We start from the raw sequence: 12,896 nt of genomic DNA on the forward strand, positions 1-12,896 counted from the left end.
TGCCCGCGCTGGCGTACACGTGGGCGCCGGGGTTGAGCAGCGTGGAGGTGGAGCCGTCCCCGAAGTTCCACAAGACCGTGACCGTGTCGCCGTCGGGGTCCGTGGCGCTCCCCGAGAAGGTCACCGATTCCCCGGCCAGGATGGATACGTCGCCAGGGGGCTCCACGATCACCCCTTCGGGAGGGGCATTCTGAGAACCTTCGACCGTAATGATCCGGGAGTCGGGAGTGGGGTCGGAGAGGCCCCCGGCGTCCGTCGCCGTGAAGGTCACGGTGTAGGTGCCGGCGGAGGCGTACAGGTGGTCCCCGGGGTTGAGGTCCGTGGAGGAGGATCCGTCGCCGAAGTCCCACAGGACGCTCACCGTGTCGCCGTCGGGGTCGCTGACGGCCCCGGCGAAGGAGACGCTTTCTCCCTCCGAGATTGTGACGTCCCCCGCGGGGGCCAGGATGGTGCCGTTGGGGGGCCGGTTGGATACGCCGCCCTGGGGGATGATCTGGCCCCGAATCTCACCGGATGGAAAGAGCTGGGTGTGTACGTTCACGTAGAGCTGTCCGGCGCGCAGGGCCGAGACGAATCCGTCCCAATCGCCCGCCAGGGGCCCCACGAGGTCCTCTTCGTAGATCTTGCCTTCCCGCTCCAGCTCCCTGGGTCTCGGGGAGGGCCTGGAGGAGGAAAAGAGCTCGGCGACCACGGGACCGTTGACCCCTGGCGCGCCCAGGTGAATGTGGCCCGCCGTGGCTCCCACGATGCGCCGCACCTTGAGGTGGAATTCCAACCGATTTTCCTTGTCCTCCAGCCGGCTCGATTCCGGCCCGGCCGGCACGACGTCATCCTCCTCTTCGAGTTTCAGTTTGAATCGGACCGTGCCCGTCGTGGTCGTGTTGACCGGCGGCACTTCATCCGCTCCGCTGAGGAGGGCGTCGAACTTCTCCTTGTTGTCCTTTTTCTTTCTCTCGCCAAGATCGGCGGAAAAGAGAACGCCGCTGTCCCCGTCCACCCAGAAGGCCTTCTCCCCGGCCAGCGCGAGTCCCAGGGGGAGAGAACTCGCCCCGGCTAAGGTCTCTACGGCCCCGCCCTCGAGATTCACGCGCTTCAGGGCGTTGCGGCCGCCGGCCGAGGGAGGGACCCCCGGCGTCGGGACATCCAGCACGTAGAGGAAACCGTCCGACGCGTCGTAGGCGAGGAACTCGGGGCGCTCGAAACCGCCCGCCACCTTTTCGGACCTCCCGTCGGGACGGATTCGCAAGATCTCGCCCGACTCGCGGTCCGCAAGCAGAGCGTCCCCCGAGGGAAGCCGGGCGGTGCCCCGCTCCCCCGCATCCACAACGAGGGCCGGCCCATCGGCGCGCTCGAGAACGTTCCAGATGGGGTCGAACTTCAGCAGAACCCGGCGGGATGCGCCGGGAGCGACGGGCACTTCGGCGGTCAGGACGATGGAGCCGTCCTCTCCCACCTGGGGAGACGAGGGCAGAACCAGACCGTGGACCGCCGCCCTGGCGCCGGAAAATTCGGGTGCCTCCGCCCGAGCCGTCCACGTGGCGGCGGCGGCCAAGGCGAGAGCCGCGATCCCTAAGAACCGCAACGTCTTTCGGGTGACTGGGATGGCCATGAGTAGGGTCCTCCTGAAAAAGATGGGGGCCAGCGATGTCGTCCTCACAAAACCGAACGCGCGCCAATTAGTAGCGACTTGGTAGGAGATTGTCCACCCCTGGACCGTGACGGGCGTCACGACCGGGGGCAGGAGAGGGGAGAGTGTGATCTTCGGCACGTCGGGCCGAGACATTGAGACGGGCCGGCCTCCCGCGTGGGGAGGCCGAAATCGGGTCCGAGGCGGCGCGTCCCGAGCGGGGCGCGAGGCCTTCTCGCCGCCGCCGCGCCCGCGCGAGTGAAAACGTATCAGGGCAGAGCGGTCAGCGAGGGCCCGACGTCTTGCATCTGCGTTTCTTTAGAGGCGGGGCTACTGAGTGGAGTCGAAGGCCTGCCCGTCGTCCACGGGGGTGTCCTTCGGGTCGTGGGGGACGCCGACAGTCACGGCACCTTCGCAGGTGCCGCCCTTGCCGTCGGAGGCCGTGAAGGCGATGGGATAGACCCTTCCGTTGCCGGAGCCGGAGCGCTCGGCCCGAAGGCTCACCTGAGCGGTCCCCACTCCGTACCCGTCCGGCGCCTCGTCCCCGTCGCCCAGGCCGTTCGTGGGCTCGTCCTGCGTAATCCCCGTCACCGTGACCGTCACCGCATCGCCGTCGGGATCGGTGATCCCTTGGAGGGCCACGTTGTGGAGCTTGTGGTTCGGCGGGCAGAAGGCGGGAGATCCAGGCTTCGACGCGGCCGAAGACGCGGTCCTTCTCGGGCTCGTTGAACATCTCGTGGTAGAAGCCGTCCCACCACGCGAACTCCACGCGCTCCGCGGGGGCGGCCCCGGCCCACCGGCGGGTGGCCTCGGGATCCACGAGGACGTCGTCGCCGGATTGCATGAGCAGGACGGGCGTCCTCAGCGACGCGGCGCGGGCGCGTGCGTCGGCCATGGCCGCCACGATTTCCGTGTACCACCGGGCCGAGACCTTGCGGGACACGAGGGGGTCGGCGAGGTAGGCCTCCACCACGCTATGGTCCCGCGAGAGGCGCGAGGCGTCCAGGTTGCTCGCGATGAGAAGCCGCGGCGCCACCCTCGAGAGGACCCTGGCGGCGCCCTTCGTGAAGGCGTTGGGCTCGAAGCGCGGGTGCGTGCCGAGGGCCGGCGACGAGATCACGGCCGCCGAAACCGCGCCGGGGCGTTGGAGCAGATGGCGGAGGGCCACGAGCCCCCCCATGGAATGGCCTAGGAGGAAGAGCGGAAGCCCCGGGTGGCGCGAGGCGGCGAGGGCGAGGGCCGCGTCCGTGTCCTCCAAATATTCGTCGAAGCGCTCCACGTGCACCCGGATTCCCGGGCTCCGGCCGTGTCCCCTCAGGTCCACCGCCCAGACGGCCAGGCCCATCCGGGTCAGGCGCTCCGCCGTGGCCTCGTAGCGACCCGAGTGCTCCCCGAGCCCGTGGACGACGGCTATGGCGCCGCGGGGGCCGGAGGGGATCCAGGCCCTCCAGAAGAGTTCCGCTCCGTCCTTCGCCCGCGTGGTCCCCGTTTCCCGCTGCACGTCCGTGCCTCCCCTCCTCCCCCGCCCTCAGCGCGCCAGGACCTGCCGCACGGCCTTCTTCCATCCCTCGTAGAGCCGGTCCCTGGAGGGCTCGTCCAGGGAGGGAGCGAAGGTCCGGTCCGCGCGCCGGGCCCGGCGGAGTTCCTCGGGTCCGGTCCAGAATTCCACGCCGAGCCCCGCGAGGTAGGCGGCGCCGGCGGCCGTGGTCTCCACCAGGTCGGGCCTTTCCACGGGAACCCCGAGGAGGTCCGCCTGGAACTGCATGAGCAGATCGTTGGCCGAGGCACCGCCGTCCACCCGAAGTTCCCGCACGCGAACGCCCGAGTCGGCGTTCATCACCTCCACCACGTCCCGGGTCTGGTAGGCCATGCTCTCCAGAGTGGCCCGCACGATGTGGGCCCGGTTCACGCCCCGCGTGAGGCCCACGATGGCCCCCCGGGCCTCCATGTCCCAGTAGGGCGCGCCGAGGCCCGTGAAGGCGGGCACCACGTAGACCCCCGAGGCGTCGGGGACCGACGCCGCCAGGGCCGCCGTCTCGCCCGCGCTCGCGATGAGTCCCAGCCCGTCCCGCAGCCACTGCACGGCGGCGCCCGCCGTGAAGACCGACCCCTCCAGGGCGTAGGCCGGTTCGCCCCGGGGCCCGCAGCACAGGGTCGTGAGGAGCCCCCCCTCGCTGATGGGGTGCCGCTCCCCCGTGTTCATGAGCAGAAAGCACCCCGTGCCGTAGGTGTTCTTGGCCTGGCCCGGCTCCCAGCACTGCTGTCCGTAGAGGGCCGCCTGCTGGTCGCCCGCCACGCCGGAGACGGGCACGCCTCCGGGCAAGCCGTCGGAGGCCGCCGTTTCCCCGAAGGGACCCGAGGAGGGACGAACCTCTGGGAGCATGGCCCGGGGGACGCCCAGACCGGCGCAGAGCCCTTCGCTCCACCTCCGCTCGTGGATGTCGTACAGGAGCGTTCGGGAGGCGTTGGTGGGGTCCGTCGCGTGGACCTTACCGCCCGTGAGCTTCCACAGGAGCCATGTATCGACCGTACCGAAAAGGACCTCGCCTTCACGGGCCTTTGCGGCGGCCTCGGGATGGCGATCGAGAATCCACGCGATCTTCGTCCCGGAAAAGTAGGCGTCCAGAAGGAGCCCCGTTCTTTTCCGGATCTCCGGCTCGAGCCCCTCCGCCCGCAGGCGCTCGCAGAGGGGCGCGTTCTGCCGGCTCTGCCAGACCACGGCGCGGTGGACCGGCTCGCCCGTCTTCCGGTCCCACAGGATCGTGGTCTCGCGCTGGTTGGTGATGCCGATGGCCCGGAGGCCTTCCGTCCCCACCCCCGATGCGCGGAGGGCCTGCACCATCACCCGCCGGCTCGTGTCCCAGATCTCCTCCGGGTCCTGCTCCACCCAGCCCGGCTCGGGAAAGTGGTTGGTGATTTCCGCGTAGGCTCGGCCGAGGATCTCCCCCTGGCGGGAAAAGACCAGCGCCGTGCTCCCCGTCGTCCCCTGGTCGATGGCCAGGATGCCTTCTTTCATGGCGAACCCCCTGAACCCTTATAGGCGACGCAGGGCAGGGAAGCAAGACGAGATGAGTGGAGGAGAAGCGGGGGGCGATGGCGCGCACCAAGGTCCTTGGTCTGGACGTGGAAGGCGGTACACCGAAGACTCTGTGGGTTTTCGGTTCAGTCTACCCGGATCACGGGGCCCGAGCGGCGGTGGCCGCCATGGCCTCCCAGGATGGCCCCGGCCTCCCCCGACGGCATGGAGGCCTCCAGGCGGTCCCGGTACCTGGCGTAGAGGGCCGCGTTGCCCGTCAGTCCCCCCTCCCCCATGCCCAGGGCGGCCCGGTACCGCGCCGCCTTCCCATTCAGCGCCGCTCGGTCCGCCTCCGAAAGGCCGGGGAGGCCCGCGGCCTCCTCCAGGTCCCGAAGAAGGGCCCGCTCCAGGTCCGAACCCGAGCCCTTCGGAAGGCTCTCCTCCGCCTCCTCCATGGCCCGCTGGATGAAGCGAAACTCCCCGGGGCCCATGGATTCCCTCTCCAGGGCCGCCACGTAGGCCCCCAGGACCTTCTGGGCGCCCTCCACGGCCTGCTGCGCCGTCTCGAAATCCCCCTTCTGACCCTGCACTCCCTCGTGGGCCTTGAGCCATTCCGAGTAAGCGTCGGCCTCCGGCTTCACGGCCTCGCACACGCGCAGGTACGCCTCCAGCCGCGCTTCTTCCACCACGCCGCTCTCGGGAGGCGTGAACGGGTGCGCCTTCTCCAGCCGCTCCAGCCCCTTCCCCGTCCCCGCGATCTTCATCACCTTGCCCGAGAAGCCCATCACCTTCTTCCCCGTGTCGCTCAGGAAGAAGCCCACCGCCGACAGCACGCACACCGCCAGAAGGATGCCCAGAACCCCCAGCGCGATTTTCGCCCCGCTCTTCATGGCCCATCTCCTGTTCCCGGACAATTGTATCCCGTTCCATCCAGGAAAAAGAACATCCGGACCGGTTGCGATGTGAAGGGGAAGGGGACTCGGAGCCGGATGGGAAGATGCGGGTGCCATTTCCTGCGGAGATTTGAATGGACCTCGTCGCGGCGGCCTAGCATCGAAGGCATGCCGGCTCCACAGCGGCCTTTGCTGGCGAGGGGCCATCCTCTACACCATAGCGCGGCTGGCCGAGAGGCCTTTCAAGCACTGAGATCACAGGTAGAACAGAGAAAAGGCACGTTCGGGAGCCTGTCTCTGTGTGCGCTGTGCTCTTTGTGGTAAGAGAAGGTCTTTCTTCCGCGCCACCGCGCCTCGGCGGTGCAATCCCTAAAAAATGGGTGGCTGTCCCTATTTTTAACGTCTAACGTCTCGCGTTTCACTTCCTACATTCTTCCTTCTCCCGCGGTGCTATGCTGAGACGCCGGGGGCCAAGCCATGTCCATGGCGACGGACAACAGGTACCTGATCGCCTTCACGGCCATGCTGGGCACCTTCATGGAGGTGGTGGACACCTCCGTGGCGAACGTGGCCCTGCCGCACATGGCGGGGACCTACTCGGCGGGCACGGACGAGATCACCTGGGTCATCACCTCCTACCTGGTGGCCAACGCCGTCATCCTTCCCGTCACGGGCTTCCTGGGGAACTACTTCGGGCGAAAGCGCTTCTACCTGGCGTGCCTCGTGGTCTTCACGCTGGCCTCGCTGGGATCCGGAGCGGCGCCGTCCCTAGGCTTCCTCATTTTCATGCGCGTTCTCCAGGGACTTTCGGGCGGCGCCATGGTGCCCATGAGCCAGGCCATCCTTCTGGAGTCGTTTCCGCGGGAGGAACACGGCAAGGCCATGGCCCTCTTCGGAGTGGGAGTGATCTTCGGCCCCATCATCGGGCCCACCGTGGGTGGGTGGATCACGGACAACTGGTCCTGGCCGTGGATTTTCTACGTGAACGTCCCGGTGGGGATCGCGGCCTTCGCGTTGGGCGCGCTCCTGATCGAAGACCCGCACTACATCCGGCGGCCCGAGGGCCGGGTGGACTACGCCTCCTTCGTCTTCATCGCCGCCGGGCTGGGTGGCCTGGAAATCTTCCTCAACCGGGGGGAGCGCTTCGACTGGTTCGAGAGCCCCTTCATCAAGTTCTGGGCCGCCGTGTCCGCGCTGGGGATCGCCCTCTTCGCGTGGCGGTCGCTCACGGCGAAGAACCCCCTCGTGGACGTGCGCATCCTGAAGAACCGGGAGTACGCATCGGGGACGGTGCTCATGTTCCTGCTGGGCTTCGGGCTTTACGGCTCCTTCGTGATGCTTCCCCTGTTCTCCCAGCACCTCCTGGGCTACACGGCCACGTGGGCGGGCTATGTGCTCTCGCCGGGCGGGTTCGCCTCGCTCCTCGCCATGGTGTTCGTGGGCAACCTCATCGGCAAGGTGGACACTCGCCTGCTCGTGTTCGTGGGCGTGGCGGCCAACGTGGTCTCCATGTGGATGCTCGTTCACGTCAGCCTGGCGGTGGACTTCTGGTTCCTGACCCTCTCGCGGCTGGTCCAGGGCTTCGGGCTGGGTTTTCTCTTCGTGCCCATCGCCGTTTCGGCCTACTCCCGGATCCCGCCGGAGCGCATGGGCCAGGCCACGGGGCTCTTCAACCTGCTCCGCAACGAGGGGGGTTCGGTGGGCATCGCCCTATCCGCTACGGTCCTCGGACAGCGGGCCCAGTTTCACCAGACCCGGCTCGTGGAAAACCTGACCCCCTTCGATCCGGGATTCACCCAGCGCCTCGACGAGACCGCCCGCGGGCTCTTCTCCTGGTCGGGCCTCGACCCCTCCTCCGCGAGGGAGGCGGCCCAGGGCCTTCTGTACGGAGAACTCCAGCGGCAGGCCTACCTTTCGGCCTTCGTGGACGTCTTCTGGATGCTCGCCCTCATCTTCGCCGGGCTCCTCCCCTTCCTGTTCCTGTTGAGGGGGAGGCCGGCGGAGGGGAAGGGCGCGGACGCGCTTTCGCGGAAGCGTCAGGCCTAAGCCTCCCGTGCCGCGCCAACGGCGCGGCGCCCGTCCCGCTTTACTTTGAAGGTAACAAGACGGATTGTCTTTGAAAGGCGTGGTCCTTTTCGGGGATTCGGCTCCGCACGCCGCCTTGTCCCGAGTAGGTCCCTGGGAATCGAAGGGCCGCTCCCGGGCTCAACCCCTCTGGTAGACGTCCTCGACCCGGACGATGTCCGACTCCTCCGAGTCGCCGATCCAGAGCTCGAGCACGCGGGCCGGCCTTTCCCCCACGCCGCGGGCCCGGTGGCGCGTTCCCTTGGGGATCCAGACTTCCTCGCCCGGTGCGGGCCGCCAGATTCGGTCTCCCACGGTCATTTCGAGGCCCTCGTCGAGGACGAGCCAGAACTCGTCCCGCCCATGATGGTACTGGAGGGACAGCACCCCGCCGGGATTCACGGCGATGATCTTGATGCTCGAAACGCCCTGGTGGGGGAAGCGGCGGAACAGGCCCCACGGCCTGACGTCGTGGACGATCCGGGACTGAAACTCCTCCATGTTCTTCGGCGCTTCCTCGCTCATGGACTCACCCTTTCCATCGCTCTCCATCCGGCATCCTCCGCCCGAGGCACCTCGTCCGCCGGCCCTACCTCGACTCCTCGTACATTCTCAAGAGGGCACCGAGCCAGGAGAGGGTGGACTCGGCCCCCTGGTTCTGGCTCACGCCCGTGCGCTGGAGGCCGTCATGACAACCGTGGGTGGTGTAGTTGACGAGGGCCACCGAGAGGTCGTTGACGCCGAGGAACCAGTGGAAGCAACGCCGCATGGCTTCGTACCATTTCCGGTCGCCGGTGGCCTTGAGGGCTTCGTGGCAGGCGGAGAGGAGGGCGCCCGCCTCGATGGGCTGCTGGTCGAAGCGGACCTTCTTCTTTCCCCTCTCGAACCATCCCTGGTTGCCGATGAGGGAGAGGACGCCCGTGCGGGCGTCGGTCTGGACGTCGAGGAGCCACTGGAGCGAATGAAGGCTCGTCTTCAGGGCCCCCTCCGGGCTGGTCACCTTCTCCGCCACGATGAGGGCCTTGCAGAGCCGCGCGTTATCGTAGGTGAGCTTGGGCTCGCACCAGGGCCACTCTTCGGTGGCGTTCTCCTCGAAGAGGCGGATGAGGCGTCGGGACATCTCCTGCCGCAGGTCCCGCACCTCCCGGGCGCCGCCGAAGCGCTTGAGGTATCGGTCGCAGCCCAGGATGACCCAGGCCCAGGCCCGGGGGGAGGTGAAGGAGGCGAGGGGTTGGAGGGCCTTCCCGAAGAGCTCCATGGCGATGCCGGAGATGGCGTCGTTGGGGGCCAGGACGAGGGCGTCGGCCAGGGCGGCGACGGCCCGGCCCTGGCAGTCTTCGGAACCCACCTCGTCGACCCAGCGGCGGTCGTACCCCATCTCGTTCCGGAACCGGTTCGTCTCGGGGTCCAGGGCGTCGAGGAGAAACGCCATGTAGGTTGTGGCCATGGGCAGGACCGAATCGTCCTGGAAGAGGGCGTGGTACCGGACCACGAACCGGAGGGCCCGGGCGTTGTCGTCCGTGGTGTACCCGTGCTTGCGCCAGGGCGTGGCGAAAACCGCGTGCTGGAGGAGGCCCGTGTCGTCCGTGAGCGCCCTCAGATGGTCCAGGCGCATTTCGGGAAGGCCGGAGGGCACCGATCGAACCGTCGCCGCGCGCGTGAGCCCCGCCCGGGCCGCCCGCTGAAAGACCTCCACGTAGCGGGTGCCGATCTCTTTCCACACCATGGTGCGGCCAAACTGGTAGGCCCGCTTGCGCATCTGGTTGCAGGAAACCTCGTCGTCGAGGAGCGAGGAAAGCCGCTCCGCCATGGCCTCCGCGTCCCCGAAGGGGGCCAGGAGGCCGCGCCCATCGGCCAGGAGTTCCTCCGCGTACCAGTAAGGCGTGGAGACGATGGCCTTGCCGCAACCGAGGGCGAAGGACAGGGTCCCGGAGGACATCTGCTCCTTGGCGAGGTAGGGCGTGATGTAGAAATCGGCCATCTGGAGGAATTCCGTGAGCTGTTCCTCGGAGACGAACCGGTCGTAGAAGATCACGTTGTCCTGGATGCCGAGGCGCTCGGCCCTCTGCTGAAGCGAAAGACGGTAGGCCTCGCCGTGGTGCCTCTTCACGTCCGGGTGGGTGGCGCCGAGGATCACGTACACCAGGTTGGGGTGGCGGGGCACGACGCGGGCCACGGCGTCGATGGCGTGCTCGATGCCCTTGCCCGGGCCGATGAGCCCGAAGGTCAGGAGCACCTTCTTCCCCTCCACCTGGAACTGGTCCTTGTAGAAGGCCGGGTCCAGGTAGGGCACGTCGGGGACGCCATGGTAGATGTGGACCACCTTCTCCCGCGGGACGCCGTAGACCTCCTCCAGCACGGGGACGGCCTTCCCGGCGATGACGACCACGGCCGAGGAGGCCTCGCAGACCCGGCTCAGGACCCTCCTCTGGCCCTCGCTCGGGCTCGTGAGCACCGTGTGGAGGGTGGTCACCACGGGCTTGCGCAGGCCCTCCAGGAGGTCCAGGACGTTGCGCCCGTCGTCCCCGCCGAAGATCCCGTATTCGTGCTGGAGGCTCACCACGTCGAAGGGGGAGATGTTGAGGAACTCCGCCGCCTCGAGGTAGTCGCGCTTCAGAGGCTGGCGCACCACGAAGTCCACCTCCGGCCCGTAGCCGAAGGAGTCGGCCGGGTTGTGCATGGCCACCACCCGCAGACGGGGGTCCTCGCCGAACACGCGCCCCGTGGCCGCGGCCACCGATCGCCCCAGGTCGTGGGTGAAGGTCGCGATGCCGCACAGGCGCGGGATGTAGGTTCCGATGAAGGCGACGGACAGGGGCCTCATGCATGCCTCCCAGGGGCGCGGTCCAACGCGAATGGGCTCCAGTATAGCAGGCGCCGGAGGGAGACGGGCGGTTCGGGCCTCCCCCCTGGGAGTTGATCATCAGAGTTGTGGCTCGGCTTGAGACTCCCGCGTCGAGCGGGCGGCTAGGTCTTCGCCGCACCCGCCGAGGGCCGTACCTCAAATACGCACCGCTTGGCTCCGCTCAATTGCGTGGCCTTCAGGGAGACCTCAACAGGGCCTCCGAAGATCATTTCGAATGCCTGTTTCTGGTATCCAACGGTGCAATTGCAGAAGAATGCCGGTGTCCGACGAAGGTCCACGAGCGGGCAGGAACATGCCTTTTCGGTCCCGGTGACGGTGATCACACCCTTCTCCTTGTCCCACGAAAACTCGGTCCCCCATGCCTCCTTGGCGGCCGCGAAGTACCCCTCTGGGTCTCCCTTGATGTTTGCATTGGCCAAGGAGAGTTTGGCGCACTCCCGGCCCATACCCTCGAGGATGGGTTTGCAAGCTCCCGCATTCGCCTCGACGGCCATCAATCCGACCAGTTTGGCCACCTGGTAGCGCGTGAACGCCAGGCGCGGGTCAACCGGTGGCTTTTCTTCCGAGGCCAGGACCTTGGTTCCGCCGACCAACCCCGCGACGCACCCGCACGCGCAAAGACTGCACGCGCTCTTCAAGAAGTCCTTTCTGTCCATGTTTCCTCCCATTCTCGCGCCCGCCTTCACCCGGCGCTCTGGTTCGTTTCGTTCCGCCGCTTGACAATCATCGCTTCACGTTCAAGGTTCAGTCCCTTGGACCCGTTCCAACACGCCTCATGACCCTCCCGGCCGAACCGCCTCGGCGGGCCTGAAGTCCTCGACTACCCGTGCATCGACCCAGTAGATGTTTCCATCATCGCCGCAAAGAAAGAGGAAACGCCCGTCCGGGGAGAGGCAAGGGAAACGGGCATTCAGGTCGAACAACCGCTGGGGCTTCGACCACTCCCCTCCTCCTAAACGGTACGAGACATAGATATGCATGTCCTCCACCTCACCGATGCGCGGACGGTTCGACGAAAAGAGGAGAAATGACTCATCGGCCGACACAAAGGGCGTGTAGTCAATGGCGTTCGGAACGTTGATGGACTCGTCCAAGGGCACGGGTTCCGAGTCGGCCTCGCCGACAATTCGCGCCGAGTAGATACCGGTGCCCCAGATCTTCCCCTCCCTTGGCGCCGAATAGTAGACCTTCCCGGACCGCGTGAAGGACGAACTGTCGTTGAAGCGAAGGCTGCCTCCGCGAGGCCGTTCCCATTGGCCGGACCCTACCTCGACGAACTGGGTCACCCATCCAGCATCCGTGCGAACCCTGAAGTAGAGCCTTCTCCCGTCGGGGGAGAATACAGGGGAGCCAGATTCGCGTCCAGCCACAAACGGAGGGGGCTCCGGATCGCTCCACCTCTTGCCGACTTTCCTCGACCAACGAATCTGTGTGGACTGTTTCGCACTGTCGAAGACGGTCCACAACATGGCCCGCCCTTCGGGAGACACGACGAGCCTGCCGTGGATGTCCCCTTTGGAGACGATGCCGGGCGCAAAGATGCGAGGGGTGCGCCCCGGACAATTCGGATCCATGGAAGAGAGTCTCCGGACCCCACCCATACAGCATCCGACGGCCAGCGCAAGGAACAAGGCGGCGGCCGCGACGCCGAAAGGTCCGGTTGGCCTCACAGGAAGCGATGGCTGGCAGAACGCGATAAGACCCCCGCTTGAAGATGCGCCTTGTTCAGGAAGTTGGCTCGAGAAATCGGGCGCGCTGTTCGTAGGGATCATGCGGACGATTTCGCCTGAACCCGGCTTTTCCATGTCTCTTGAGGGGGACATCGCTTCGCCTTTCAACAGAGCCTCCTCTTCCATAGGGCCCGACAGGCAGGCCCATTTCGGCCTTCTTACGTTGGCCGAAGGAGATCGGATACGCCTCCGGTGACGAATGGCCCCCGGTCCAGTGACGAGCAAGCGAAAGCCCCCACTCATCCCAATGCGACAGATCTTGCATCGCTCTCCTGGGCGGAGCCTCTTCACGCTCCATGAAGGTGCCGGTGCCCGTTTCCCAGGGGCCGCTCCTTTCGTCACCGAGCATCCGTGGCTCGTCACCGGCCTCCATGCATTCATGTCAAGGGCTATTCCCCGCCACCCTCCTCCGACTTACCGTCCATCTCTGACGAGGAGGTGCGAATGCCGAAATCGCAGCGATGAAAGGCGAAGCGAAGCCAAGGGAAGTCAATTGAAGGCAGCGTAGGACGGAGATTAGGGATCAGGAAACTGCATTGGGGCTGTAGGACGGTCCTGTCATTCCGGTGCGTAGCGGCCCGCGAGGACTGGGCAACCGGGAAACGGTAGGACCCTTGGAGGAACAGGAGGTGAGAGCATGAGGAATCGGAAGGTGCGGATCATCTGCCTTGCGGCGGCGGCGCTCGTTCTGGCCATCGGC

9 protein-coding genes are annotated in these 12,896 nt (G+C 66.8%); 1 reads left to right on the forward strand and 8 read right to left on the reverse strand.

Going from position 1 to position 12,896, the window contains the following annotated elements; genetic code table 11:
- From AB1824_09105 to AB1824_09120, 4 genes are all read right to left on the reverse strand, one after another.
- On the reverse strand, positions 1–1,609 hold a 1,609-nt coding region (locus AB1824_09105; protein ID MEW5765120.1), incomplete at its 3' end, for a PKD domain-containing protein.
- A gap of 301 nt (positions 1,610–1,910) precedes the next feature.
- On the reverse strand, positions 1,911–3,128 hold the full coding sequence (locus AB1824_09110) for a lysophospholipase (protein ID MEW5765121.1): 1,218 nt from the start codon (positions 3,126–3,128) through the stop codon (positions 1,911–1,913).
- 27 nt (positions 3,129–3,155) lie between these two features.
- The gene (gene glpK / locus AB1824_09115; protein ID MEW5765122.1) at positions 3,156–4,643 is read right to left on the reverse strand and encodes a glycerol kinase GlpK; all 1,488 of its coding nucleotides are present in this window, start codon (positions 4,641–4,643) and stop codon (positions 3,156–3,158) included.
- A 146-nt stretch (positions 4,644–4,789) separates the two neighbouring features.
- Positions 4,790–5,533, reverse strand: coding sequence for a hypothetical protein (locus AB1824_09120; GenBank protein ID MEW5765123.1), 744 nt, complete (start codon positions 5,531–5,533; stop codon positions 4,790–4,792).
- 480 nt (positions 5,534–6,013) lie between these two features.
- Between AB1824_09120 and AB1824_09125 the strand changes: the two genes are divergently transcribed.
- Entirely contained in the window at positions 6,014–7,582 is a 1,569-nt protein-coding gene (locus AB1824_09125) for a DHA2 family efflux MFS transporter permease subunit (protein MEW5765124.1), read from the forward strand.
- Positions 7,583–7,741: 159 nt separating this feature from the next.
- Here the strand turns inward: AB1824_09125 and AB1824_09130 are convergent, their stop codons facing one another.
- From AB1824_09130 to AB1824_09145, 4 genes are all read right to left on the reverse strand, one after another.
- Complete coding sequence (locus tag AB1824_09130) at positions 7,742–8,125, reverse strand: phosphomannose isomerase type II C-terminal cupin domain (GenBank protein ID MEW5765125.1); 384 nt, start codon at positions 8,123–8,125, stop codon at positions 7,742–7,744.
- 64 nt (positions 8,126–8,189) lie between these two features.
- Positions 8,190–10,424, reverse strand: a complete 2,235-nt coding sequence (locus AB1824_09135) for a glycosyltransferase family 4 protein (GenBank protein MEW5765126.1) — start codon at positions 10,422–10,424, stop codon at positions 8,190–8,192.
- A gap of 143 nt (positions 10,425–10,567) precedes the next feature.
- Positions 10,568–11,122 carry a hypothetical protein gene (locus AB1824_09140; protein ID MEW5765127.1) on the reverse strand — a complete coding sequence of 185 codons (555 nt, stop codon included), beginning with the start codon at positions 11,120–11,122 and terminating at the stop codon, positions 10,568–10,570.
- 117 nt (positions 11,123–11,239) lie between these two features.
- Positions 11,240–12,304 carry a hypothetical protein gene (locus tag AB1824_09145; GenBank protein MEW5765128.1) on the reverse strand — a complete coding sequence of 355 codons (1,065 nt, stop codon included), beginning with the start codon at positions 12,302–12,304 and terminating at the stop codon, positions 11,240–11,242.
- Positions 12,305–12,896 lie beyond the last annotated feature (592 nt).

This window comes from Acidobacteriota bacterium, from assembly GCA_040752915.1.
Classification (GTDB): Bacteria; Acidobacteriota; UBA4820; order UBA4820; family DSQY01; genus JBFLVU01.

Coding starts and splice junctions, on each gene's coding strand:
- glpK (MEW5765122.1), bottom strand. CDS start 4,643: ATGAAAGAAGGCATCCTGGCCATCGACCAGGGGACGACGGGGAGCACG.
- AB1824_09120 (MEW5765123.1), bottom strand. CDS start 5,533: ATGAAGAGCGGGGCGAAAATCGCGCTGGGGGTTCTGGGCATCCTTCTG.
- AB1824_09125 (MEW5765124.1), top strand. CDS start 6,014: ATGTCCATGGCGACGGACAACAGGTACCTGATCGCCTTCACGGCCATG.
- AB1824_09130 (MEW5765125.1), bottom strand. CDS start 8,125: ATGAGCGAGGAAGCGCCGAAGAACATGGAGGAGTTTCAGTCCCGGATC.
- AB1824_09135 (MEW5765126.1), bottom strand. CDS start 10,424: ATGAGGCCCCTGTCCGTCGCCTTCATCGGAACCTACATCCCGCGCCTG.
- AB1824_09140 (MEW5765127.1), bottom strand. CDS start 11,122: ATGGACAGAAAGGACTTCTTGAAGAGCGCGTGCAGTCTTTGCGCGTGC.